Consider the following 24,512-nt stretch of genomic DNA (forward strand, 5'->3'; position numbering starts at 1 on the left):
TACATAAACGCTGTGCAGGTGAAATCTGTTCGCCCAATTGCTTCATCTGGCGCTGCAGCTCGGCATACAGCAATTCTTTACGATTCAGCTCTGACCGCACCCACCCTGCGACGGTATCTTCATCCGCCAGCTCTCCGAAATATAGACGCATCAGAAAATCAGAACGGAACACTTCGGCTTCCAGGGGACTCATCAAATAGGTATTGAACTCTGTAGAACCTTCCGGTGTTAATGTATACACATTTTTGTCAGGTTTCCCTTCTTGTCTAACGGATTCCTTAGTCAACAACCCTGACTTTTCCATCTTGGCGAGTGTGGGATAAATGGTGCCAAAGCTCGCATCGAAAAAAAACGAAAAATATTGTTCAAAGTACTGCTTGATCTCATATCCGGAACATGGCTGATTGTGCAGTATTCCGAGGATGACATGCTGCGTGTTCATCGGTGTACCGCTCCTTTCGAATTCTTCTTAACGTACCACATCCTCCCTCATACGTTCAACATCATCGGGCGTTCATGGATTGGTCTACCCGGCGTACTAGAGTGTATTACCGTTATCCACGATCAGGTGAAGGTAGGTTTCCAGACAGAGCGGCAACTGTCGCAGCAGAGTTAGATTCCAAAGGAATGCCGGATTTTGCAGAACCTGAGCGTTTGATCCACGTGCACACAGCTCCCAGAACCAACGTCGCCGCCCCAATCACCACCAGGAACAGAACATCATGACTGATTCCATCGCCGCCAAGCACCAGATTCATCATGCCCTCCACCGCGTAGGTTGCCGGCAGATAATGACCGATCTGTTGATAGAAGTCAGGCATGACATCGCGCGGAATGGTTGCGCCCGATGACAACATCAGCAGAGGCAACAATGCACTGTTTAACCATGCTCCAGCATTTCCAAGCAGCAGCAAACTCAATTGCGCCATGAATAGAAAAGATAAGGTAATCAACAACTGAAATAGCCATAACATCCACCATCCATCTGCTGATGATACACCCATAACATGCATCATCCCCGCTCCAACGAGTGATACGATAAATGCAGCACCCAGGTTGATGATATTGCGTGCCCAGAAGCGTTCCCATTTCCCCGCCTTGCTACTTAGTTCTCCAGAAACTTTTTGCAGATTCATACCAAGCAGCATCGCACCTGTAAACGTAGACGTCACAATTAACATCGGTACCATGGAAAAGGAAAAGTTATGAACTGGGTTCAGCCGTTCCACCTCTGTCTCCACCCGGGAAGATAACCCCAGCGCCAGCGCATTCGCCTGATCGGTAGCCATACCCGACTGATCCAGCACTCCACGAATGCCATTTTGCTGCACTTCACGGTTCAACGTCGCTGTAACTTGTGCGGATACGTTCTGCATCACACTTTTCACGGTAGCCACGTTGGATTCATTCATCACATACTTCACCTTCACCGGTTTCGATAAATCTCCCGCCTGCTGCATGAAACCAGATGGAATCTCAATAATCATGTATACATCCCGGTCGGTTAACAGCCGTCTAGCTTCTTCCATCGATTCGGATGGTTTGATCACAAAGTTAAGACCCGCTGCAAGAGACTTCGCTACAGGCTCAGCCGCGGCCCCATCTTCATTCACAATGGTCACCGCAAGCTCAGTCATCCGTGCATTTACCTGATCGTACCCACTAAGCCAGATGGTATTAAAAAAAACTTGAAATAATACGGCCGTAATCAACCCGACAATCGTAGCTCCATTCTTCATAAACAGAAGACTCGTTTGAAAAACACTTTTCATCTTATTCATCTCCTTAAGTTGTATAACGTTATTTCAGCTTTTATATCGTATTGATATATGTCAGTTAACAATATATCTAATCGATATATAAACGTCAACATTTTTTTATTTTTCTTTGTTGGAACACCAAAAAAAAAGCCGATACGACTTCTTCACCAGGAAGAAGTCGTATCGGCTTTCGTATTAAGATGGGAGCAACATCACCGTTTATGATCCAGGCTCCACGATTTAATTCAGTTCATCCCATGGATGTTATGCCTTGGTTTCTGTATCTTTTTCAGAAAGAGACTCAGCTTCGGCTTCAGGCTCTGCACGCTTCGCCTTCGGTTTGGCAAGCTTCTCCATCATTTTCCGTCCCGTCGGCGTTTGAGCCAGCCCACCTTGGGCCGTTTCACGGTGCCTGCTTGGCATGGCACTACCCACTTCCAGCATGACATCAATGACTTCGTCAGACGGAATGGCACTTCGTACTCCGGCCAGCGCCATGTCTGCCGCAGCCAACGCGGTTACGGCACCCAGTCCGTTACGGATGATGCACGGAATTTCCACGAGGCCTGCCACAGGATCGCAGATAAGGCCCAGAGTGTTTTTTAACGCGAGACCAACCGCATGAACCACTTGCTCCGGCGTTCCTCCACGCAGCTCTACCATAGCTCCAGCGGCCATGCCGATGGCAGAACCCACTTCAGCCTGACAGCCGCCCTCGGCACCGGAGATAAATGAATTGTTGGCAATGACGTAACCGATCGCTCCCGCACAGAACAGACCGTTCACCAGATGCTCGTCACTCCAGCCAAAACGCTCCTGGGAGCTGATAAACACACCCGGAATGATGCCGCAAGAACCGGCTGTCGGTGTGGCTACAATCCGGCCCATGGAGGCATTCACTTCCGATACACAAAGGGCATACGCCATAGCTAGTGCAGAGGCATCTCCAGAGCAAGTCTCGCCTTTACGAATGTACTCGGCCATTTTTTTGCCGTCTCCACCAGTCAAACCGCTACGTGAGGTCGTATCTTCTGTCAGCCCTTTGTGTACAGCTTCCTTCATCACCTGATAGTAATCCGACATCTGCCGTACAACATCCGCTTCCGGGATATTCGTCTCCTGAACCTGCTCTTCGATCATCAGCTCGGCAATGGTTTTGGACTCTGCTGTACAGATGGTATTCAGTTCATGTAGATGTTTAAACCGCATCAGGCTCGACCCCTCTCTTTAAATCAATCACGCGAATGTCCAGCATATGATCCAGTGACCGCAGACGGTTCAGCATCTCAGGATTCGGCACACCATCCATCTCCATCGCTGTCAATGCTTCACCATCCCGGGCTTTCCGATCCACTTGCATGTACCCGATGTTCACTCCGGACGAACTGATTGTGGAGGTTACCGAAGCGAGCACCCCTGCTTTGTCCGAATGGCGCAGTACAAGTGTGGGAAACTCTCCGCTGATCTGTACACGAAAATCATTCAATGCATGCACCGATACACTACCACCGCCGATGGAAGCACCGATTAGTGAACATTGGCGGTCTCCGTGCCACAGTTCAATCTTGACCGTATTCGGATGAGGAGCAGGCAGGCCACTTGTGAAAAACTCTACCTCCATACCCGCTTCCTCTGCGTATTGCTCTGCATCCGGAATCCGTGGATCATCCGTCACATAATCAAGCAGGCCACCGATCAATGCGAGATCCGTACCATGTCCCTGATACGTGTCGGCGAACGAGCCATACAGCGTTAATCGGGCACGTTCAGGCGTGCTTCCCAACCACTGACGGGCAATTCGACCCAATCTTGCTGCTCCAGCCGTATGTGAACTTGATGGACCTGTCATGGACGGACCAATAATTGAAAAAACGTCTTTAAAACGCATCGCAAACCCTCCATTTATAATCGTCATTTTCATCCAGACCTACACCCATAATGTTCCTTTATTACTGAATGATGACATAAGAAAAGGACAGAAGAAGGCCCTAAGCCCTCTCTCTGTCCTCGATACCTGAGAGTTTCATGATAAGAAGCGCGGCGGATTGATGCATACCCTGTATTCACAGGTAATGTCCCCTGCACACCGTGCTGCTTGACCATATACCCCTTGGGTGGCGCATATCGCGCACTCTCCAGAGTTGCGTCCAACGATGGTACATTTACCTGAGAGATTAACCGCTGCGCCGGGTGCGTAGCAGCTTGCTCCTTCGGTGCCCGACAGCTGCCTTTTTACTCGGCATGCCCAGGTCTCTCCCGCTCGCTATCATTCGCTTGTATGGAACCATTCTGATCGTGTACCAGAACGATAATTGAAGTTTTTATTACTTTCTCATTAAGATTAATCGACCGGAAGATCAGTGTCAACAAACTTAACGATTTCTTTGTGAATATTTACTTTTTTCCATTTTATACACAGGATGAATCAATAAATTGTAAACTTTCATCACATGAATGTGTTAATGCGTTTCACCTCGAAAGCGTATACATTTTCTGTTTTTCTACTGCTCAATATCTGTGCTTAATACTATCTATGTTATGTTCCTCAGAACGGTCCGGGTATTCAGGCAACCATTATGTTGTACAGAATTTCCGTATTTTTTCCTGTCACCCTACCATCGACTTCGGCTTCGCCGGTTCGTCGTAATACCTGCTTCGGGAAGGAAGCATACTCGCCACCCATAATCCCAACGCAGCCAGCACCATAATCCCAGACACAACCGTATATACCATACGAAGCGACAACTGCTCTGCCGCCACTCCTGCAATCAATATGGAGGCCACCTGCAGCACACTTAATGCCAGTCCAAGTACACTGCTCATTCGCCCCATCAGATCGACAGGGATATTATTTTGATAAAAGGTAACCAGGCCCGTGTTCGCCAGTGCCGAGCACAGACCGAGCAGAATAAAGGCAAACGCCGCCAGCTCAAACGAGAATGAACAGGCGAACAGGAAATAACCCAGCGCGACCAGAAGTACACCGCCACCCATCATATGACGGATCGGCAAATGTTTGGCGAACAGCCAAACCAGCATGGAGCCTGCCAAATAACCAATCCCTGTGATACTCATTAATGCTCCGTACTGCGATTCAGGCAGGTTCATCACCTGACGGATAAATACCACTTCCTGGGCATCGAGCGACATGCCGACCACCAGAATAATTTGGAACAGGGCATATATACCGACCACGTAGCCCGACTTCCGGCTGAAGCTAAGTACAGCCCTCCAATCCTGGGCAATCATCCGAGGTGTCAGTCTGCTTCCCGTCCCTATCTTCTGTTCTCCAATGCCCAGTTTGGGAAGAAACATTAGAATCAGCGCAGAGGCTGCAAAGGAAACCGCATTGGCATAAATCGCTGCCGCCGGAGATAAATACATCAGCATCACTCCTGCAACTGCTGGGCCGGTAATAAATGCACCAGAGCTGATCAGGGCCTGCAAGGAATTGAAGCGCTTACGCCGTTCAGCAGGTACCAGCCGGGTAATGTATACCTGAGAGGAAGGGACAAATATGGATGAAGACATGCTGATCAGAAACATCACTGCGTACATCATCCATAGACTGGACATCAGTGGGAGAGTTGCTACCAACACTGCCCGTAGCATATCGGCACCAATCATCAACTGCCGCTGATCATAACGATCAATCAGGCTCCCTGACCAAAACTTAGTGCACACCGAAGCAATCGGCGAGATAATCCATAACCCTGCGACTGCCGCTGGGGACTGTGTCATATTCAATACCATCAGGTTAATCGCCACAATATATATGAAATCACCCAGATTGGATATGCCCACTCCGCTAAGTAGCAATCCGGCATGCTTCCAGCCACCAGACTGCCCCTTCGATGCAACTCGCTTTGCACGAATGTTCTTCATAGCGCTACCCACCCACTAGAAATCACAAATTATAACTCATAGAAAATACTCTCATTCTGTAGATATGGTTTGCAAAATTTGCTGCATATAAGAGGCATGCGATCTTTCATCCATTCGTACCTGGATTCATTCTCCATCTGGAATGCGAAATAGCCAAACGTAAAGATCAGCATGAATCCTTCCATTAACCGAATATCACGCTTCGTCAGTGGTCCTTTCTGCTCCGTATAACCCGATAGGAAGACATCCCGTTCCTCCCGATTGAAAATAAGAGCTGCACCTCCGGCATCAAAGAGATAGTAGCCATAACCGTATAAACAAAAATCAATCATAGATATGCCCTGATCCGTAACTAACAGATTGCCGCGGGTAATATCGCCGTGAATCACTCCCCATGTCTCAGCATTATGCGGATACGTTTCGAGTTGCCTGTTAATGTTCTCAAACGTCTCGCGAATTAGATCGAAATCTTCAGGAGTAAAGATGCCACGTCTAACGCCTTCCTCCAATTGCTCCAACATGACCAGATTCTCTTTGATCGAGCCGTAGGCAGGTCTAACTCCCGTTTGATCCAAGGCGGGGCTATCGGTATATATCTCTGGGATGATCGCCTTATCAGCATGCTGTTCACGGTCATTCACCTGCTGTCCGCTTTCAGGCTTCTGTGAACCCACCTGCGGATTGGGAGCTTCCTTTGGTCTTCGTCCATATTGATGCAACGTCTGCAACTGTACACCCATATCATGAATCTGCGCTGTTGTCAGACGTTCTCCCTGCTTGATATCCCTGCCCTCAATCCATTCCAGAACGGTACAACAGATCTCTTCTCCAGTTTGGTCCAACCAGACGGAGACCCACTCATCCGATGTATTTCGCACAGGTGTCTGCACTCGCAATGGGCTGGTAGTCCGTAATTCATGAAGTAGATTCATCTCCGCTTCAAGAGCAGGTCGTGTATGCTGGATGCCCGTCATGCTTGCAAAAGCGGCTTTATGTATACGCAGTAAATACTTCTGTCCGGTTACATCATCAACCACCTGGTACGTTAGATTTTCATTATGTCGGATAAAAGAAACAGATGGCTTTTCTATGGAATAATGCGAAATAATTTCAGTTGCCATGTTGTCTTGGAATATCTTATGGGTAGTTATGATCCACATCTCCTTCTCTTATCAAATTAAAGGTGGTGCTTGAGAATATCGTAGCATGATTGTTTTTATTTTGGCAAACTATTCCATATACAGGATTATATAAAAAAAGCATAACCCCCGAACTGCTTCGCCCGAGTGTTATGCTTCCTTCTATCTCTATAAATCTATCTCTATCTCATACTCCATCCAATATAACAATTAACCGAAACGTCCCATAATATATTCTTGTGTCAGACGATTGTCCGGGTTGGTGAAAATATGTTCCGTATCCCCGTGCTCAATCATGCTTCCCAGATAAAAATAAGCTGTATAATCCGAGATGCGTGCCGCCTGCTGCATATTATGGGTAACTATCACGATCCGCAGCTCCTTTTTGAGCTCCGAGATCAATTCCTCCACCTTGCCCGTAGATACCGGGTCAAGCGCAGATGCCGGCTCATCGAGCAGCAAAATCTGCGGATCAACCGACAACGCGCGGGCGATACAGAGCCTCTGCTGTTGTCCACCCGAGAGGGACAGTGCTGACTCGTTCAGTCTGTCCTTCACTTCGTCCCAGAGCGCAGCGCGGCGCAAGCTTTTTTCCACGATTTCATCCAGTGCCTTCTTACTCTTCGTACCACGATAGCGGGGGCCGAACGCGATATTGTTGTAGATGGACTTGTGGAAAGGATTCGGCTTCTGCCACACCATGCCAATCTTCTGGCGAAGCTTGATCACATCCGTGCCCGGCGCATTCAGATCGTTACCATCCATCCAGATATGGCCCTCTGTGCGGGACCCGACGATCTCGTCGTTCATCCGGTTCAACGAGCGCAGGAACGTGGATTTACCACAGCCAGATGGTCCAATGAGAGCCGTTACACTGGCTTCAGGGAAAGTCAGGCTGATCTGCTTAACAGCCTGAAAATGCCCATAATATATGCTTAACTGTTCCGTACCGAAAGGTATGGCCATGTTGGTTCCTCCTTATTTCGAAGCTGTCATGCGGCGGTAGACTACCCGACCAATCCAGCGTGCACTCAGATTGAACGCCAGCACGAGAAGTACAAGCACGGCTGAAGCCCCAGCTGCTACTTCTTTGGAGTCTGGGCCAATGCCTTCACTGTTCACTTTCCAGATATGCACCGCCAGCGTCTCTGCCGGACGCAATGGATTGATCGGTGATCTTGGACTCGTCGGATTCCAGTCCGTGAAGTCCAGCGGTGGACTACTCATACCCGCTGTGAACATCAGGGCTGCTGCTTCACCGAAGATCCGGCCCGACGCCAGGATCGTACCCGTGATTAGGCTGGGCAATGCCACAGGCAGCAGAATGGAAGTAATAATCTTCCATTTGGACAATCCGAGTGCAAGACCCGCTTCCTTCTGCTCTTTCGGAACGGCCCGGAACGCTTGCTCCGTTGTCCGCACCATGAGTGGAAGATTGAATATAGCCAAGGCCATGGCACCCGATAACAGGGAGAATCCGAGACCAAATGTATTAACAATCAGCAAGAGTCCGAACAAACCAATAACGATAGACGGGAATGAGGATAACACTTCGACAACCAGTCGAATAAAACTTGTAATCCGGCCCGGCTTGGCGTACTCGGCCATATAAATACCGCCGCCCCAACCGAGCGGAATGGTAATAATCAAGGTCAGAACAAGCAGGAATATCGAGTTGAATAATTGCGGTCCAATCCCGCCTCCACCTTTGAGCAGCTGTGGTGCACTGGTTAGGAAGTGCCAGTTAATCTGCCCAATTCCACGTACCAAGATGAAGCCAAGCAAACCGAGCAAGAGAACAACAATGAACAGGGCCAGAACAACGATAATGGAAGTGGCAACTTTATCTACCGTTTTAGCCTTCATTTTCATACCCGGTTCCTCCTTTCAAGCAGGCGAACCAGAATGACAAAGACAAAGGTCATCACCAGCAGGACAAGCGCCATACTCCACAGTGCATTATTATGAACAGATCCCATCGTGGTGTTACCCATACTCAGGGTGATTACACTCGTTAACGTTGAAGCTGATTCGAGCAGGGATGTCGGCACATGCGGTGCATTACCGATAACCATCTGTACGGCAAGAGCTTCACCAAATGCGCGAGCCATACCAAGTACAATACCTGTCAGCAAAGCTGGAAGAACCGTCGGGATAATGACCCGATAGATCGTTTGCCAGCGGGTTGCACCCAGGGCGTAAGACGATTCACGCAGACCTTTTGGCAGTGCAGACAGTGCATCTGCCATAATACTTGTTACGGTAGGCAAAATCATAACGGACAGAACCAAACATCCGGCTGCAATCCCGACGCCGGCTCCGCCAAACATGTTGCGCAATAAAGGAACGATAACACTGAGACCGATAAACCCGTATACAACGGAAGGGATACCGGACAGCAGTTCAATCGCAGGTTGCAATATCTTTTTACCTTTACCCGGTACTATCTCGGTCATGAAGAGCGCTGCACACAAGCTAAGTGGACTTGCGATCAGAGCAGCAAGCAATGTTGTTATGAATGACCCCGTAATGAACGGCAACGCTCCGTAGGCAGCGGGTTCCCCCGTTGGATTCCACGTTTTGCCGGATAAAAATTCGCGTAGACTTACGCCATCCTGGAAAAAGGTCGACAAGCCTTTGGACGCTACAAAATAAACGATGGAAAACATGACAACGATCAGGAAAACGACACAAATCGACGTATAGATCCGTCCCGTCCACTCTTCCCAATAATGCTTCTCTCTCAAGGGCCGGCGCGGTTTCAACTTGTTGTTCATTACCGTTCCCCCTTCGGTCTGTTCCATAACAACCATCCTTCTATAGTAGAATTCATGCAAAATATGGGATTATTTCAGAGCAAACCGCGCAAAGAGGCAGGACCTGGGTCCGCCTCTCTCGCTGTATGCGCAAGTTCAAAGATTATTGAGTCACAGTGCCTGCTGCGTCACGTTTTACTTTCATGCCGGATACTGGGATGTAACCAAGCTCCGTCACGTCGTTTTGTTGAATTTCGTCACTCAGGATGTAATCGAGGAATGCTTTTGTTGCTGCATCCGGGTCACCTTTGGTGTACATGTGCTCGTAAGCCCATACCGGATAAGTTCCTGCTTCTACGTTCTCAACTGTTGCTTCTACACCTTCGTATTTCAAAACTTGCAGGCTGTCATCCAGGTAGGACAGAGCCAAGTAACCAATTGCGCCCGGCGTTTCAGCTACGAGCTTTTTAACTGTCCCGGAGGAATCTTCCTGAATCGAACCTTGGATATCTTCCACTTTTGTTCCCAGTGCAAAGTTCTCGAATGTTGCACGAGTACCGGAGCTGCTAGGACGGTTTACGATAACGATGGCTTGATCTTTACCGCCAACATCTTTCCAGTTCGTAATTTTACCAGAGAAAATGTCGATCAGTTGTTGCTTCGTCAAATCTTGCACACCTGCATCTTTGTTGCTTACTGGAGCGATTGCTACAACAGCCACTTGGTGGTCTTTCAGTTCGCTTACTTTTGCTGCGTCATCGATTTTCTCTTCTGCAAACACGTCAGAGTTACCGATTGTAGCTTGTCCTTCGGATACTTGCGTCAGACCTGTACCACTACCTCCGCCTTGTACTTGTACCATCACGTTCTTATATTCATCAACTGCCATAAATTTTTGTCCAGCTTGCTCTACCAGAGGTTGCAGTGCTGTTGATCCAACAGCCAGAATGTTACCACTAAGTTCAGTAGCAGTTTCTCCTGTGGAACCGTTGCTTCCCTCTGTACCAGCGTCATTTTTCGATCCGCATGCTGCGAGAACCAGTACGAACGTTAAGGTCATCAAAATGAACGGCAACTTTTTAAACATGTTTTGTTTTCCTCCCCCAATTTAGTGACGGTGATTTGCTTTTATTTTTGTTCACCATCAACTCTTTATTCATTGTAGTTTCGTTATGTCATCTCAAAATCAATGTTTTGTAAACGCAATGTTAAAAATGTTGGGCTGTGAATTGAGATATACTTTTGAGAAAAGCTGCGCTGAAGGGGCCGCTCCGGGAACGGACGTTGCTTCAATCCTTATTGTGTCCAGATTTTTATCACATAATGAATAAATCGCTAATACTTTCGGGTGGCCGTTCCGGTGTTTTATCTACCCATCAAGAACAAATGATAATTTTGATCTTTTCTTACAGGGGAAATCCTTACACAGAATAAGCTTCGCTTTTACACAATCGTTCCGTTCCCTGCGCTGTATCAGCGCTGGTTGTGTCCCAGGCATTTAATCCTCAGCCTGGGGGATGGCAAAAAGAGAAGGCCAACCCTATAGAAGGCTGGCCTTTGTGTAAAAGCTTCAATGAAGAGAGAGAATTTGTTTCTTCTATAGAAGAAACAAAAAACTGCCTCATAGCCAGTGTGGAGCACCAGCGAATGGAGCAGCTTTTTACAATAAGTTGGATCATATGATGATTGCTAATGTAAAACACGATTTTACAAACCCAAAATCCATAGCCATAATGCCAATCCGGCTAAGGTGATTAATAGTGTGGGAATGGTTAAGATAATGCCTGCCTTGAAATAATATCCCCACGTAATCTTCACACCTTTGCGGGAAAGCACATGCAGCCACAATAATGTAGCAAGAGAGCCGATTGGCGTCATTTTGGGACCCAGATCGGAACCAATAACATTGGCATAGATCAGCGCCTCACGCACAACGCCTTCGGTGTGTGCACCCTGAATCGCCAATGCGTTAATTAACACGGTGGGCAAATTATTCATTACGGATGACAATACCGCTGCGATCATGCCCATCCCCACTGAAGCAGCCAACAGACCATGGTTTGCTATGGCATCAAGCCAGCGGCTCAGGTGATCGGTTAATCCGGCATTACGCAATCCATACACCACGATATACATGCCCACCGAGAACACGACAATGGACCATGGCGCTTCCTTGATTACGCGTTTCAGGTCCACCGCTTCGCTCTTTCTTGCCAATATGGCGAACAAAAGTGCTACTGCACCAACGATAACGGATACCGGAATCGGCAAAAACTCACTGGAGGCATAGGCCACGAGCAGTAGCACCAGCATGAACCAGGCGATGCGGAACATTCGTGGGTCACGAATGGCTTCCCGTGGATCACGTGCTGCAGAGATATCGTAGCGTAATGGGATATTTTTGCGATAAAACAAGAACAACATCCCAGTACTCGCCACGATGGAAAACAGATTGGGTACAATCATCCGCACCGCATATTCCACAAATGTAATACCGAAATAATCCGCAGATACGATATTTACCAAATTGCTGACCACCAGCGGCAACGACGTTGTATCCGCGATAAATCCACTAGCCATCACAAAAGCAAGCACCATACGCTCATCGAACTTCAATGCACGTACCATCGCGAGCACAATCGGGGTGAGAATTAGCGCTGCACCATCATTGGCGAAGAGAGCTGACACTGCCGCCCCGAGCAAAATGGAATAGATGAACAGCCTGCGGCCATTTCCTCCTGCCAGCCTCGCCATATGAAGAGCGGCCCATTCGAAGAAACCTGTCTCATCGAGTATTAACGAAATCATGATGATGCCGACAAAAGCCAGTGTTGCATTCCATACAATGGATGCCACGTCAGATGCATCGTTCAGACTGACAACACCACATATTAAGGCCAGCAAAGCCCCGCCCATTGCCGACCATCCGATGCCCAATCCACGAGGCTGCCAGATAACCAGCGTGATGGTCAGGACAAAAATCAGAATTGCTACATATGTCATAAAGCCTCCTGCGCCGCTATATTCATCATGTTTGGAGCATGATATGAGATTGGTCTGCCAGATATGATTACACTGCAATTCATACGCGTAAACCAGACGCTATAGTTATACAGGGCAACAAGAGAAATGTCTATCTTTATTTTCTTCTAATTTCTATAGAAACTGCGGTAAAAGATATCGTCTAATGGTTAGGACTTATCCCCATCCTTCGGTGTGTCCTCCACCATTTTGAACATACCCAACAACCCTTGTAATTGCTCCGCCATACTGTTCAGATGTGCTGAAGACGAAGCAATCTCCTCTACAGATGCCAACTGTTCCTGAGAAGATGCCGAGACGGATTCCGTATTCGCAGCAGATTCTTGGGTCACGATGGAAATATCGTTCATTGCTTTGGCAACCTTGGAAGCACCACTCTCCAATTGCTTCGTCGTTTCGGACAAATCATCCAGCGTATGAGCAGCATCTTCCACAGCCTCCCGAATCTGTGCAAAGGATTGTCCAGATGTGTTCACAGCTTGAAGTCCGTCTCCAACCCGAGTCTGAGCTGCATTCATAGCGTTCAGAGCAGCATCCATATCCTGACGGATATTATGAACCAGTTCACCAATTTGCGCTGCCGAGCTTCCCGATTCTTCCGCAAGCTTGCGTACCTCTCCCGCTACGACAGCGAACCCACGGCCAGCGTCACCCGCTCTAGCCGCTTCAATGGAAGCGTTCAGGGCTAGCAGGTTGGTCTGCTTCGAGATTGTGGCAATCACATCTACCATGCTGCCAATCTCAAGGGACCGTGCATTCAGTGACTGGATCACCGTCGCCAGTTGTTCAACCGTGTACTGAATGCTATTCATCTGCTCCACCGCCTGACCTGCAGCTTCATTACCTGAATAAGCTGCTCCAGATGTATGCCGCATGTTCGTAGTAATGGATTGCACACGCTCAGACATCATGCCAACATCTTCTGCCATTTGGCTCATTTGTCCTGATCCATCTTTTACGCTCTTCACTTGCTGCTCGGCACCCTCGGCAAGTTCCTGAATGGCCATCGTTGAGTGCTCAATGGCTTTGGTTGTTTGATCTGCACTGGCAGACAATTCTTGTGAGGAGGCAGAGACCTGCTCTGCGGTTTCCTGTACACCCAGAATCATCATGCGCAGATTGTCGACCATCCGTTCGAAGTACTTCGCCAGGTCGCCCACCTCATCTTTGCGCCTGGTCTCCAATTTCACTGTCAGGTCGCCTTTACTTACGGCTCTCGCGGATTCCTGCAGACGTTTGATTGGACGCAACATGGAACGCGTAAGCCAAATAATGAAGATCAGAGTAAGTAATGTGGCAGCCAGGATAACCATTAAAGTAGCCATCCGAATGTCTTTACTTGCATTGGTTACTTCACTTTGGAACATTGTGCCGCCAATCTTCCACCCGGTTTCCTCATTAGTAGAGAAAATCATGGTTTTGGCATCATCATTATAGATATAGCTGAACTCACCTTCTTTGCTTCCATACATTGGATCCAGCACAGTTGTCGGTTCTTGTGTACCAGCTTCCACGACTGGAGATACGATATAATTTTTGTCCGCATCCATGATGATGATATACCCTTCTTTGCCAACCTTAATGGATGCCTGTTCTCGCAGCTCTGTTAGATTCATGGACAAACCAATAACACCGGATTGATCATCAAGCGTTTTGGAGACAAAAACAACAGCAATGCCGTCCGTATTCTTGGATACAGGTGAAACTACTGTAGTACCTGGCTTCTCCATTGCGAGCTTGTACCATTCACGTTCCCGGGGATCATAAGCGGACCCTTGTGAGCTTCCCGCAGATTCCTTGCCACGGACCATGACTCCTTCTTTGTTTCCCGCAAAAATATTTAAAGCATCCGGATGTAAACCCAGATACTGTTTCAACTTCATTTCAAGCTCAGGACTTTCATTTTGTCCTTTAATCATGTCTTTCTCAATCAAACTGGCAAAATAATTGATATCATGAATCTTCGCATCCACATGTGTCCCGATGATTGAATTCGTTGTATCTACACTTTGTTTCGCACTGTCCATCAGTTGATCTTCCACCGTATGATCAGCGATAATCAGCGTAACAATCCCAATGGTTAGACTCGGCACGAGCAGAACCGCCAGGAAGGATACCAATAATTTGTTTCTTATGCTCCAGACAAAGCCTTTTTTCTTTTTCGGTTTATTATCTTTTGGCTTGGCTGGCTTGGTTGCTGCCTTTTCTTGCTCATTCCCCCGAATGTTACTCATCTTGCTTCTCCCCCTCCAAATATAAATCTGCCCTTTTTCTTTTTTTATGTAGGACCTCTCCAACCTGATTAAATAAGGTGTCTTATAGACACCACTGTAATCTGAAGGCCTATCCTATATATCGGCTGAATGAGCGTATTTATTTGATTGTAAAATTCACATGGCATGTCAAACAAGCCACTCCGATAACGCGAAGTGACCTGTTGGTACATCTAATTATTTATTACATTCAGGCAGAGGTTTTTCCGTAGGGACCTTGTGGTGGATATGCTGTTGGCTTACCAAAGTAATACCCTTGTGCCAAGTCGATACCCACGGATCGACAAAAATCAAATTCCTCGATTCGTTCGATACCTTCCGCAAGTACCCGTCCGCCAAATTGGCGTGACATTTCAACAATATCGATAATTTGCTGCTGTTTCGTTAAGTCCTGATCACAATGATCAACGAGACTCCGATCTATTTTGACAAAATCCGGCTCTAGCCGGTTCATTACTTCAATCGTCGAGAATCCGGCTCCCACGTCATCCAAGGCAACCGACATTCCATGAGAACGATATACCTCAAAAATATGCTGCAAGATGGACATATGTTGAATCTGTTCTGTTTCCACCACTTCAAACACAAAATCCTTAGGGTCTAGCGAAAGACGTTCAATCGTCTCAAATGTGTGTGTCAAGCAATATTCGGGGTTATAGATGGAGGAAGGCAGGAAATTCACGAAACGTTTGACACCATGCGGTAAAAGAACAGCACTCGTCTCAATGGCAGCAATACGTGCTGTCCGATCCAGAAAAGAATGCAATCCGGTATCCCGTGCAACTTCGAATAGTTCATATGCACTGAAGGGTCTACCCTGTTCAGTAGGACGAAGTAAAAATTCAAATCCGATAATCTGCTCCGATGCATCTACGATCGGCTGCATATGACTGCTGAATTGATGTTCCAGGATAATGGAAACCAGATCAGCATGCTTGAGGCGAGCTTCCTGCATGGAGAGATTAATCCAGCTATCGTCGTCTGCCTGGCCATACAGCGGAGTGACCTGAACCATTAACGTATCCGGCAGGGTCGCTTCAATTTTCAGGATATCCTCAATACAACGTTGTACAGATTCAAGATTCAAAAAATGCATCCAGATGAGTTCATCCGAATGTTCGACATGTCTTCCCTGCATTTGCAGTGCTTCCAGCAAAGCGGGGGAGATGGGACGCATATACAGGGTACCTTGATCCTCTATAGGATGAATTGGACTGCAGCCACTGCAATTCATGTAGAACCCCCTTGCCAGTTTGTGTTTCTATCTCATTAATGTTTACTGGTATATACCCAAAGTTTGTAAATATTATAGCATGGCGCTTCAAATTTATCTCTACTGTTTTGATGACTTCAACTATGATGGTTACTGATGCATTAACGGATCTTCATAGCATGAAGAAGACCGACAGTCTGATGACTGTCGGTCTTCATTTGCCGCTAATTCATCTTAAGAAGCGGGAATTACGATTTTTTGTCCAACTTTAAGATTGTGCACATTTGTAATTTTGTTTGCGGAAACCAGCTTGCGCCAGTCTACACCGTATTTCAAGCCGATGCGGTAAAGGTTATCTCCTTTTTTCACTACATATACCACTTTGCCGCCTGCTGGTTTCTCAGGTTGTGGCTTAGTTGTAGGTTTAGTTGGAGTTGGGTCTGGCTTCGTAGGCGTTGGAGTAGGCTCCGTACCTGTTTCTGGAGTAGTCGTTGCTTCTCCTGTCAATTTCAAGCCATACTCAGCAAAACCGTCTTTGTTTGTCCCAATGAAAGACATCGCTGGATTCGCTTCTACCAGAGCTTTGGCATCAGGCGAAGACGCAAACACCACTTCAAGATCGTTAAGTGCTGCTGCCGTCACCCCTGCTGAAGGCTTAATTGGTGCAAGTGACCAGTTGCCGTCTGCTGTCGGGTTAATCGTTTTGTTCTCACGGATGTAATCAATGATCACTTGACGGTTCTCATCCGGTGCAGCCAAGACGATACGTTTACCATCTGGGTTAGCCAGTTTGGATGAAGAAGCACGATAGTTATTCGTTGCCACGATGAATTTTTGTGCTGGATCAACCGGTTTACCATTGAAGCTCAGGTCTTTAATCCGGTTAGCCGATGCATTTACAATTGTAGCTTTGCCATCGTATTTAGCTGGCTGAGTTACATCAATTTGGTACGTAACACCATCGATAACGTCGAAGTTATACGTTGGGAAGTCCATATTGACCAACCGTTGCTGTCCGCCTTTTGCCGGGTCGATCTGATTGAATTGGCCAGCAGACCATTCCAACCATTCTTTCAGCTCAGCGCCATTAACCAACACGGCATGTACCGTATTTGGATACACGTACAAGTCAGCTACGTTTTTGATTGCGATTGTGCCTTTAGGGATATTCGTGTAATACGACGCACCTGAACGTCCGCCTGCTTTGAACGGAGCTCCTGCAGACAATACAGGAATATCTTCATATTCTGTTCCTTGCATATGTTTTTCTACATACCATTTCTGTGCATTCGTTACGATCTGAATGGATGGATCATCCTGAACCAGTGCAAAGAAGCTGTTGATTGGAGCTGTCGTTTCGCCAACTGGGCCACGCACATACTCAAGCGTACCTTCATGTTCGTCATGAACAGCATCAACGATCTCTTGATCAGCATCTACCAGAGCTTTTTTGTTAGCTGTGTCATAGATAGGGCGTGCTTCCACTTTGGAGTCTGCCACTTTCCATTTGCCGTCTACCAGTTCCAGATCCAGATCAATAATTCCAAGGTGGTCACCCCAGAAACCTGGCTCTACAGCAGGAACACCATTAATTGTACCTTTTTCAAGGTCTACACCTTTTTTACCGGCAAAATCAGCGCTCGGGAATACTTTGTGGGCATGTCCGAACAAAATGGCATTAATGCCTTCAACCTGGCTCAGATACAATACCGAGTTTTCCATCAGATCCGTTTGTGGAATATCTTCAAAACCGGAGTGAGGAATAGCCACAATAATGTCGGCACCTTCAGCCTTCATTTTAGGGATGAATTTTTTCGCAGTAGCGATAATGTCTTTGGCAATGACTTTGCCTTCCAAATTAGCGCTGTCCCACTGCATAACTTGTGGCGGTACAAATCCGATGACACCCACCTTGATGGTGTGCTCTTTGCCACTCTCGTCAGTCACTTTTTTGTCCAAAATTTTATACGGGGTGAAATAGTTCTTGTCATTTGTCTCATCGTCGTCGCCATCATCTACATAAACGTTGGCATTGATGTACGGGAAGTTCGCGCCTTCCAGCGTCATGTCAAGGAAATCCAAGCCATAGTTAAACTCATGGTTACCGATGTTTCCTGCATCATAATCAAGCAGGTTCATCGCTTTATATACAGGGTGAGTCTCACCCTTTTTGAGTGGATCAATCTTCGCTACATAATCCCCAAGCGGGTTACCTTGGATCAGGTCACCGTTGTCGAAAAGCAAGCTGTTCTTTGCTTCGTCACGAGCTTTTTTGATCAGCGTAGCCGTCTTCGCCAGACCATACTGGTCTGTCTCTTTGTCGGAATAGTAGTCGTAGTTAATCAGGTTGTCGTGAATGTCTGTTGTTTCCATGATCCGCAATTTAACCTTGGTAGCGTCCGCAGCCGATACAGGTACCGGAAATACCGCAAGCACGTTTAATGCAACCAAAGCGGCAGTCAGGCTCGATAATACTTTTTTACTCTTTCTCAAAATAACCCCTCCCGGTTATGTACATTGAATCATGCATTAGTGAGCAAACGAATAAGCGCAGAAATGCGAAAGATCTCATGGGTTGTGCGTACTGATTTTCTGATCATATGTATCAGAATTCCAGGTTAGTTTATCTCACATGAACATCTATTCATATCTGTGCGTATCGTTTACATTCCAAATCATAACGCAATGTTCAGCCATTGAAAAGCATTATTTTTTACGTTATCCGCACATACCTGACCCAGTTTACATTATCATGCGTGATTTCGACATATTTCGCATGTTTTTGGATGAAAATAGTTTACTCGTGCTGTTAAAAACGTATATTACATGTTGCTTACATCTATATCCATATTAGCTAAATTCGTTCATATCAAAAAACCGTGAAGCCTTCTGGCGTTCACGGTTGGCTATGTCTCTTTCGAATAGTCGGCACTGCCTCCTACTCTGAAAAGGTAATTTTCAATATTGATATATTACTGCTCCCACACCTGATGCTCATGATCTTTGCCAGTGTATTCAATCCGATTTGGGGTAATGTCCAGAATAACATAATTGGGATCGTTCGGGCCGTCAAACCAAGCTTTTAATTCATCATTCCATACTTGTTCGCGCAAACCTTCATTTTTCGTCACTTCGCATGTTCCTTCGATCTCAACCACTTCCTTGGATCCACCCGCTTCATAACCTAGCAAAAGGCTGACGTTCGGATTATTCTCCAGCTCCTCTACCTTGTGCGTACGGCGGTTTGTCGCCAGATGAATGTTCATTCCATCGTTAAAAAGCGCCATGTAGCGGGATTTCGGTTTACCGTTCTCCACTGGGAGAAACTACAAAAAGGGTTGTTTTCCAATGCTTTTACAATGTTTTGTTCCAATTCAGTCTGGTTCATGGGAAATGCTCCTTTCGATTTGGGGGATATTCGAAGAACCTTGTAGACGGTCGTTACGGGTACGGATCGTTCTTTCGATCGCTGTTATCCCCAGTTTTTTTTTGAAATCCTATTTCATAGGATAAAATCCGGGGATAAAGGCGAACGCTACCGCTTCTTCAGAATCGATTCCGTCCCCTCCACTACTTCCACTGTTCTTCCAAATTGAGGAGTGGGTAAGCTAAAGTTCAAAGTGAAACCTGTCAACGCCTAAACTTTGCAGGTTTCGCTTCTTTAGGTTTTATCCGCTCCGTTGCTGTGTGTAAGTACAGTCAACTTACGTTAGATGTAATAAGCCTGTACTTATAGTGTACCCACCTCACCTATGGTGAATCCGTGAACCCATTCGTAAACGTGACAGTTTTAATTCAAATCTCCCAGGTAAATGCGTGATGAATTCTTATTCTGCAACAACTCACCAATTGTTTTTGGATATAAACGAACCTGAGACAGCTCTTCAAGGGGAATCCATTCTACGGCTACCTGATGGTCGTCTGGACTGGAGCCTTCAAAAATCGTAGCTTTCGGATCTATTAACTTGCATTCAAAATAAAACTCAACCTGGTGAACATCGGCATCCCACTCGGCAAATTCGTGATTTTTTCCAATGTACTCCCGAATATGCAACAGTTCTCCCACGATTACCGCCTGTCCAATCTCCTCCAGACATTCACGGGCAACCGCATCCTTGAGCTCTTCGCCTTTCTCCTGTCCTCCGCCGGGGAAAACATAAGCTGCACCATATTGATCCTCCAGTCGGATCACCAGCAGACGTCCATCCTGTACGATGACTGCCTTTGCCGAATTACGTATCGGTTTCATGGTTATAATTTCACTCCTTACAAATTCGTATAGTTTGACCTCTTGCCTCCTGTTACTGATGCAATCATCTAGCAACTCCAGGTGCAGACAGCTTAACTCCCTCAGATTCAAGCAACGTACGTATCTCTTGAGCAAATGCAAGTGCATACGCTCCATCGCCGTGGATGCAGATCGTCTCTGCCTTTATGGAAACAAGTGTACCTTCCGTTGACACAACAATTCCATCCTTCACCATGCGCAGCACTTGAGCAAGGGCCTGTTCCGTCTGCTGAATGACAGCCCCGGCCTGACTGCGCGGTGTTAATGTCCCATCCGATGCATAGGTTCGATCCACAAAAACTTCACTCACACTACGCAGTCCAATGCGATCCGCTGCCTGTATCATTGAACTTCCGGCCAGGCCATACAGATACAGATCCGGTTGTACTTTATAAATGGCCTCGGCGATTCCCTCAGCGAGCCGATCATCTTCAGCAGCCATGTTATACAAGGCTCCATGTGGCTTCACATGATGCATGCGCCCCCCGCATGAACGGACAAAAGCATCCAGCGCGCCAATTTGGTACACAACCATGTCATAGGCTTCCCGTGCTGTAATATCCATACGTCTTCTGCCAAACCCCTGCAAATCCGGTAGACCCGGATGGGCGCCTATCGTGACCTGATGCCCCAATGCTTGCTGCACCGTTTGACGCATCGTTGCCGGGTCACCCGCATGGAACCCACAAGCGATGTTGGCTGAGGTGATCAGCGGCAGAATTGCCTCATCCGACTCCATCCGATACACCCCGTAACTTTCACCCAGGTCACAATTGATATCCACCGCGCTCATTGATGGTCCCCCATTTCTGCCAATCTCCTGCGAACCAGCTGATCGGTTAGCCTCCAATCCAACTCCTGTTCTAGGAATAGTTGCTGTGCTTCTTCGTATGTAACCCGTTCAAAAGTAACCCGTGCCCCTGGCCTAGCCTGTGCCAATATCGGCAAATCTACGCAGGCTACCTGTGCGATCACAGGATAGCCCCCAATAGTCTGATGATCGGCCATTAGTATAATGGGCTGACCATCCGCTGGCACCTGCACCGTGCCATAAGTGACAGCTTCGGACAAACGCTCCATCGGTTGACCGAGTTCCAGCTTAGCACCCTCCAATCGATAACCCATCCGATCCGATTGGAGAGAGATCACATATCGTTCTTGATGGAATCGTTCCAGGCTATCTTCATCAAACTCTGCACTGTCTTTGCCCGGCATGACACGAATGACAGGATCAGCTTGGTAGGCGGGCCATTCCCTGCTAGACAAATACCAGGCAGGTGCATCCATTCGTCGGTTGTTCTTTTCAGCGTGCAGGCTCAGACTATGCAACGTCGCTTGCACTTCGCGAGAAGCTTCCCCCACAGGCAACCTGTCGCCCACCTGTAAGGCACGCCCTTTCAGCCCACCAAAACCTGTTTTGAGATCCGTGCTTCGGCTGCCCATGACCTCAGGTACTGCGATTCCACCAGCAACCGCCATATAGGCCCGCAAGCCGGAGTGGCACCGACCAAATCTCAGCACACTTCCAGCAAGCAACACGAATGGACGCCATAGTGGAACAAACAGGCCATCCATCGTTGCCGTCAGATCCGCACCACATAAAGAGATCAGCCGATTTTCATGGAAATGAAGCTCCGGTCCCGTCATCGTCATCTCAAGCACAGCCGCATCACGGGAATTTCCAACCAGTACATTAGCTGCTCTGGCTGCAAAGGTATCCATAACCCCGCCTGGATGTATCCCATACCGGCGAAATCCCGTTCTTCCTTCATCCTGCACGGTGGATAACAGACCTGGGCGAATGACCTCAATACTCATCGTTCGCCCTCCTTCTGTTCCAGATACTCCTGGATTGATATCGACACAAAACGAACCCGATCACCCGCTACAAGCAGGCTCGGCGGATCTTCCGTCGGACGAAACAGCGCCAGCGGCGTTCGACCAATGCATTGCCACCCGCCGGGAGTCGTTACCGGATAAACTCCCGTTTGTTTGCCACCAATGCCTACAGTTCCCGCTTCAACCCGAAGCCGCGGTGTGGGTCGTCTGGGCGTAGCGATCCTCTCTGATAATCCGCCAAGATAAGGAAAACCCGGTGCAAATCCGAGCATGTGAACCAGATAATCCCCGGATGTGTGAATGGCTATGACCTCATTTGGCGTAAGCCCGTGTTCAGTAGCGACGTGTTCCAGGTCAGGGCCTAGTTCATCACCATAACATACAGGAATAATAACTGTTCTGGAGTGATCCTCCGCTGCTTCTTCCATTCTATTCAAATGATGAAGCAGCACCCTGCATACCTCGTGGTACGGAGAAATCAACGGATCATAGAACAGCGTGACCGATGCAAACGAAGGTAACCATTCGATGACACCCGGTATAGGGCTCTTTTCCAGCAAAGCACATACCGACATCACCCTGCGATGCACCGCTTCAGATATGGCATCCCCACAACGGATCATAACTCCTGTTTCGCCCAGAGGAGACAGCAAATCCTCAGTCCATGAATACGGCAGTTCGGTCATGCTATCACCCTCCTTGTCCAAGAGTTTATAATCCTTTTATCATTTTTTCTCCAAAGCCATCTTTCACAACTCCTTGGAGGAATTCAAATGTACACTGCAATTGTATAGCTCGCATTGCCAAGACTCCGTTTCCCAAGAAATCCGGGTGATCGACGTGTTGGACAGCTTTGCGCTCACATCAAGTTCAGGCACCAGACCTCGCAGTGTATTACGAAGAATGGCGCCATGACTGACAACGATCACTCTTCCATTGGGATGCTGGCGTACAATATCTTCTATCGCGGCACTGCCCCGAATCGTACCTGCATCCGCAAGCTCCCGGCCCAAATCGAGATCACTCCAATTCGCTCCCCATTGAGCTACACGTTCAGCTTCAGTCGTACCTTCCACCTGCCCACCGCCCATTTCACGCAACCTTGGGTCCATATGAATCTCCTGTATTCCCAAACGATCTCCGATGATGCGGGCCGTCTCACTTGCACGCTCCAGGTCACTTGCATAGATGGCATCCCACGTTTCCTCACTCAGTCTTGCAGCAAGTAATAACGCCTGTTCTCTTCCTTCCTGATCCAGCGGATTATCCGTCTGTCCCTGGGAACGTTTTTCTTTATTCCACGCCGTGCTTCCATGGCGAATCAATGCGATCTGTGTCATTGCTGTTCCTCACCTTTACCTTTTTCTATGCGTAATTCATCATCTGTAAAATGTTTTCGTGCCTTCGGTTTGGCAAATTTGCCACCATTATATTGATCCGAACCATTTCTCGGAATGGAAAGACTGTTCCATGAGGTTTCTTTCAGCATTTTGGCTGCATAGATAATCTGTCCCACATGATAGGGATAGTGCGCCAATTGCCGGATGATTGCCTCCATAACGGTATGTCCTTCATTGCGAATATATATAATATGAGACAGTTGCTCAGGTGTAAAAGAACGAATGGCTCCAAGCAGACAGTTCCAGCCTTCCTCCCATTTAGCGAGCAGCTCTTCTCGGGTCGAGATATCATTCACGAATTCGGCATCTCGCTCACGCCACGGTTTCTCTCCATCAGTTGTCAGTACATCCGTCCAACGGGAGAGCATATTGCCCCAGAGATGCTTCACAATAACCGCAATGCTGTTGGCATCTTCATTCCAGGATTGAAACAGCTGCTCAGACTCCAGTTGCTCCATAGCCTTCTCCCCAAGCTGCTTGTAATACAGAAATTGCTTCTCGGCTGTATCCAGAAATACCTGATTCATGTCCACGCGTTCACAACCCTTCGCAAAATGTCTTTATTCAGGAAAAGAAAATGTCCCGTCCTCATTCGGTTCAAAGGAAATAACTTTTCGTACAGCGTCCAAATTAAGTTCACCATAAATATGTGGAAAAAGTTCGTTCAACTCATACAGGTCCTCATACACCAGTTCCGGCTTCAAGTCCCTCTCATCAATACCAAGCAATACCAAATCCGTACGCCCTTGATAAAATTGAGCGGCTACCCATGGAATCTGTTCTTTGGTGGAACAATGAATGAAACCGTCCGTCTCCAGGCTATCCGGTGCATACACGCTCTGCTTGGATACCTGCTCCCATACCGCTCGGGAAATAATACTGTAGATCATTGTTCCGCCTCCTTCAATTTCTTCTAT

21 protein-coding genes, 1 pseudogene and 2 riboswitches are annotated in these 24,512 nt (G+C 47.5%); all 22 genes and pseudogenes read right to left on the reverse strand.

All coding sequences use genetic code 11. The annotated features are described in order from the left end of the window. Positions 1 to 442 (reverse strand): PadR family transcriptional regulator (locus tag AMS66_RS05325; RefSeq protein WP_053779859.1); only part of this gene is annotated, 442 nt, incomplete at its 3' end. A 112-nt stretch (positions 443 to 554) separates the two neighbouring features. After that, positions 555 to 1,772, reverse strand: a complete 1,218-nt coding sequence (locus AMS66_RS05330) for a YhgE/Pip domain-containing protein (protein WP_053779795.1) — start codon at positions 1,770 to 1,772, stop codon at positions 555 to 557. 252 nt (positions 1,773 to 2,024) lie between these two features. Then, positions 2,025 to 2,969: an L-serine ammonia-lyase, iron-sulfur-dependent, subunit alpha gene (gene sdaAA, locus AMS66_RS05335; RefSeq protein WP_053779796.1), complete on the reverse strand. Its 945-nt coding sequence runs from the start codon at positions 2,967 to 2,969 to the stop codon at positions 2,025 to 2,027. Beyond that, positions 2,959 to 3,648, reverse strand: a complete 690-nt coding sequence (gene sdaAB, locus AMS66_RS05340) for an L-serine ammonia-lyase, iron-sulfur-dependent subunit beta (protein ID WP_053779797.1) — start codon at positions 3,646 to 3,648, stop codon at positions 2,959 to 2,961. Before sdaAB ends, sdaAA begins: the two co-directional genes overlap by 11 nt. Before the next feature lie 111 nt (positions 3,649 to 3,759). Further along, positions 3,760 to 3,901, reverse strand: a riboswitch (glycine riboswitch). Between the two features lie 4 nt (positions 3,902 to 3,905). Beyond that, a riboswitch (glycine riboswitch) is annotated at positions 3,906 to 4,029 on the reverse strand. Between the two features lie 338 nt (positions 4,030 to 4,367). Then, a complete protein-coding gene (locus tag AMS66_RS05345) occupies positions 4,368 to 5,645 on the reverse strand; it encodes an MFS transporter (protein WP_053779798.1) in 1,278 nt (425 codons plus the stop codon). A gap of 29 nt (positions 5,646 to 5,674) precedes the next feature. After that, complete coding sequence (locus AMS66_RS05350) at positions 5,675 to 6,766, reverse strand: phosphotransferase enzyme family protein (RefSeq protein ID WP_160319666.1); 1,092 nt, start codon at positions 6,764 to 6,766, stop codon at positions 5,675 to 5,677. A 228-nt stretch (positions 6,767 to 6,994) separates the two neighbouring features. Continuing rightward, the gene (pstB, locus tag AMS66_RS05355; RefSeq protein ID WP_053779800.1) at positions 6,995 to 7,750 is read right to left on the reverse strand and encodes a phosphate ABC transporter ATP-binding protein PstB; all 756 of its coding nucleotides are present in this window, start codon (positions 7,748 to 7,750) and stop codon (positions 6,995 to 6,997) included. Between the two features lie 12 nt (positions 7,751 to 7,762). Then, positions 7,763 to 8,650, reverse strand: coding sequence for a phosphate ABC transporter permease PstA (pstA, locus tag AMS66_RS05360; RefSeq protein ID WP_024632234.1), 888 nt, complete (start codon positions 8,648 to 8,650; stop codon positions 7,763 to 7,765). 2 nt (positions 8,651 to 8,652) lie between these two features. After that, a complete protein-coding gene (pstC, locus tag AMS66_RS05365) occupies positions 8,653 to 9,561 on the reverse strand; it encodes a phosphate ABC transporter permease subunit PstC (RefSeq protein ID WP_144424412.1) in 909 nt (302 codons plus the stop codon). A gap of 142 nt (positions 9,562 to 9,703) precedes the next feature. Next, positions 9,704 to 10,627, reverse strand: coding sequence for a phosphate ABC transporter substrate-binding protein PstS family protein (locus AMS66_RS05370; protein ID WP_053779802.1), 924 nt, complete (start codon positions 10,625 to 10,627; stop codon positions 9,704 to 9,706). A 620-nt stretch (positions 10,628 to 11,247) separates the two neighbouring features. Then, positions 11,248 to 12,543 (reverse strand): arsenic transporter, encoded by a 1,296-nt coding sequence (locus tag AMS66_RS05375; protein WP_053779803.1) that lies wholly within the window; start codon positions 12,541 to 12,543, stop codon positions 11,248 to 11,250. A 188-nt stretch (positions 12,544 to 12,731) separates the two neighbouring features. Then, positions 12,732 to 14,816: a methyl-accepting chemotaxis protein gene (locus AMS66_RS05380; RefSeq protein ID WP_053779804.1), complete on the reverse strand. Its 2,085-nt coding sequence runs from the start codon at positions 14,814 to 14,816 to the stop codon at positions 12,732 to 12,734. Between the two features lie 229 nt (positions 14,817 to 15,045). Continuing rightward, entirely contained in the window at positions 15,046 to 16,089 is a 1,044-nt protein-coding gene (locus tag AMS66_RS05385) for an EAL domain-containing protein (RefSeq protein ID WP_053779805.1), read from the reverse strand. Between the two features lie 213 nt (positions 16,090 to 16,302). Continuing rightward, positions 16,303 to 18,561: a bifunctional 2',3'-cyclic-nucleotide 2'-phosphodiesterase/3'-nucleotidase gene (locus tag AMS66_RS05390; protein WP_053779806.1), complete on the reverse strand. Its 2,259-nt coding sequence runs from the start codon at positions 18,559 to 18,561 to the stop codon at positions 16,303 to 16,305. Between the two features lie 479 nt (positions 18,562 to 19,040). Next, positions 19,041 to 19,456 (reverse strand): annotated as a pseudogene (locus tag AMS66_RS05395) (pyridoxamine 5'-phosphate oxidase family protein). 402 nt (positions 19,457 to 19,858) lie between these two features. Next, the gene (locus AMS66_RS05400; protein WP_053779807.1) at positions 19,859 to 20,317 is read right to left on the reverse strand and encodes an NUDIX domain-containing protein; all 459 of its coding nucleotides are present in this window, start codon (positions 20,315 to 20,317) and stop codon (positions 19,859 to 19,861) included. Between the two features lie 64 nt (positions 20,318 to 20,381). Further along, entirely contained in the window at positions 20,382 to 21,149 is a 768-nt protein-coding gene (locus AMS66_RS05405; protein WP_053779808.1) for a LamB/YcsF family protein, read from the reverse strand. Then, positions 21,146 to 22,174, reverse strand: coding sequence for a 5-oxoprolinase subunit C family protein (locus AMS66_RS05410; RefSeq protein ID WP_053779809.1), 1,029 nt, complete (start codon positions 22,172 to 22,174; stop codon positions 21,146 to 21,148). Before AMS66_RS05410 ends, AMS66_RS05405 begins: the two co-directional genes overlap by 4 nt. Next, on the reverse strand, positions 22,171 to 22,881 hold the full coding sequence (gene pxpB, locus AMS66_RS05415) for a 5-oxoprolinase subunit PxpB (protein ID WP_053779810.1): 711 nt from the start codon (positions 22,879 to 22,881) through the stop codon (positions 22,171 to 22,173). Before pxpB ends, AMS66_RS05410 begins: the two co-directional genes overlap by 4 nt. Positions 22,882 to 22,944: 63 nt before the next feature. Then, positions 22,945 to 23,535, reverse strand: a complete 591-nt coding sequence (locus tag AMS66_RS05420; RefSeq protein WP_053779811.1) for a histidine phosphatase family protein — start codon at positions 23,533 to 23,535, stop codon at positions 22,945 to 22,947. Then, positions 23,532 to 24,122, reverse strand: a complete 591-nt coding sequence (locus tag AMS66_RS05425; protein WP_053779860.1) for a DUF1572 family protein — start codon at positions 24,120 to 24,122, stop codon at positions 23,532 to 23,534. The genes AMS66_RS05420 and AMS66_RS05425 overlap by 4 nt, the downstream gene beginning before the upstream one ends. Positions 24,123 to 24,155: 33 nt before the next feature. Continuing rightward, positions 24,156 to 24,485, reverse strand: a complete 330-nt coding sequence (locus AMS66_RS05430; protein WP_053779812.1) for a DUF952 domain-containing protein — start codon at positions 24,483 to 24,485, stop codon at positions 24,156 to 24,158. Positions 24,486 to 24,512 lie beyond the last annotated feature (27 nt).

Source organism: Paenibacillus xylanivorans (genome assembly GCF_001280595.1).
GTDB classification, from domain to species: Bacteria; Bacillota; Bacilli; order Paenibacillales; family Paenibacillaceae; genus Paenibacillus; species Paenibacillus xylanivorans.

What these genes read in the sequence shown, in the direction of transcription:
- AMS66_RS05380 (WP_053779804.1), bottom strand. Translation starts at nt 14,816, where the DNA reads ATGAGTAACATTCGGGGGAATGAGCAAGAAAAGGCAGCAACCAAGCCA.
- AMS66_RS05350 (WP_160319666.1), bottom strand. Translation starts at nt 6,766, where the DNA reads ATGGCAACTGAAATTATTTCGCATTATTCCATAGAAAAGCCATCTGTT.
- pstC (WP_144424412.1), bottom strand. Translation starts at nt 9,561, where the DNA reads ATGAACAACAAGTTGAAACCGCGCCGGCCCTTGAGAGAGAAGCATTAT.
- pstA (WP_024632234.1), bottom strand. Translation starts at nt 8,650, where the DNA reads ATGAAGGCTAAAACGGTAGATAAAGTTGCCACTTCCATTATCGTTGTT.
- AMS66_RS05375 (WP_053779803.1), bottom strand. Translation starts at nt 12,543, where the DNA reads ATGACATATGTAGCAATTCTGATTTTTGTCCTGACCATCACGCTGGTT.
- AMS66_RS05425 (WP_053779860.1), bottom strand. Translation starts at nt 24,122, where the DNA reads ATGAATCAGGTATTTCTGGATACAGCCGAGAAGCAATTTCTGTATTAC.
- AMS66_RS05410 (WP_053779809.1), bottom strand. Translation starts at nt 22,174, where the DNA reads ATGAGTATTGAGGTCATTCGCCCAGGTCTGTTATCCACCGTGCAGGAT.
- AMS66_RS05420 (WP_053779811.1), bottom strand. Translation starts at nt 23,535, where the DNA reads ATGACACAGATCGCATTGATTCGCCATGGAAGCACGGCGTGGAATAAA.
- AMS66_RS05405 (WP_053779808.1), bottom strand. Translation starts at nt 21,149, where the DNA reads ATGAGCGCGGTGGATATCAATTGTGACCTGGGTGAAAGTTACGGGGTG.
- sdaAA (WP_053779796.1), bottom strand. Translation starts at nt 2,969, where the DNA reads ATGCGGTTTAAACATCTACATGAACTGAATACCATCTGTACAGCAGAG.
- AMS66_RS05385 (WP_053779805.1), bottom strand. Translation starts at nt 16,089, where the DNA reads ATGAATTGCAGTGGCTGCAGTCCAATTCATCCTATAGAGGATCAAGGT.
- sdaAB (WP_053779797.1), bottom strand. Translation starts at nt 3,648, where the DNA reads ATGCGTTTTAAAGACGTTTTTTCAATTATTGGTCCGTCCATGACAGGT.
- AMS66_RS05430 (WP_053779812.1), bottom strand. Translation starts at nt 24,485, where the DNA reads ATGATCTACAGTATTATTTCCCGAGCGGTATGGGAGCAGGTATCCAAG.
- AMS66_RS05400 (WP_053779807.1), bottom strand. Translation starts at nt 20,317, where the DNA reads ATGAAACCGATACGTAATTCGGCAAAGGCAGTCATCGTACAGGATGGA.
- AMS66_RS05330 (WP_053779795.1), bottom strand. Translation starts at nt 1,772, where the DNA reads ATGAAAAGTGTTTTTCAAACGAGTCTTCTGTTTATGAAGAATGGAGCT.
- AMS66_RS05370 (WP_053779802.1), bottom strand. Translation starts at nt 10,627, where the DNA reads ATGTTTAAAAAGTTGCCGTTCATTTTGATGACCTTAACGTTCGTACTG.
- pxpB (WP_053779810.1), bottom strand. Translation starts at nt 22,881, where the DNA reads ATGACCGAACTGCCGTATTCATGGACTGAGGATTTGCTGTCTCCTCTG.
- AMS66_RS05345 (WP_053779798.1), bottom strand. Translation starts at nt 5,645, where the DNA reads ATGAAGAACATTCGTGCAAAGCGAGTTGCATCGAAGGGGCAGTCTGGT.
- pstB (WP_053779800.1), bottom strand. Translation starts at nt 7,750, where the DNA reads ATGGCCATACCTTTCGGTACGGAACAGTTAAGCATATATTATGGGCAT.